1 protein-coding gene is annotated in these 276 nt (G+C 65.6%); it reads right to left on the bottom strand.

Annotated features, from left to right (window positions below; translation table 11 throughout):
- On the bottom strand, positions 1-276 hold a 276-nt coding region (locus tag L9G74_RS20470), incomplete at both ends, for an MFS transporter (protein WP_238898603.1).

The following is a 276-nucleotide window of genomic DNA, read 5'->3' as shown; positions in this document are numbered from 1 at the left end:
AGGAACATGGCCAACACGGGCACCGGGATCCCGCCCACGGCCTTCTCGACGGTCCACCCGTAGATGAGGATGAAGCCCGGGATGACGACGCAGATGAACAACAGGCACGACTTCAGGCGGTCCTCGGGCACGCGGACCCCGTTGCGCTTGCGGATCCACTTCTTCACGATGTGGTCGGCCCAGCGGCCCCCGAAGAGCGTTCCGACCAGGTAGCCGCACCCCGGGGCGATGTAGAACAGCCCCGATTGTATGGGAGACGTGAGGTGGAAGCGCGGG

Origin of the sequence: Shewanella electrica, assembly GCF_022321485.1 — a bacterium.
GTDB lineage: Bacteria > Pseudomonadota > Gammaproteobacteria > Enterobacterales > Shewanellaceae > Shewanella > Shewanella electrica.
This window is presented reverse-complemented; position numbering and strand designations above follow the sequence as displayed.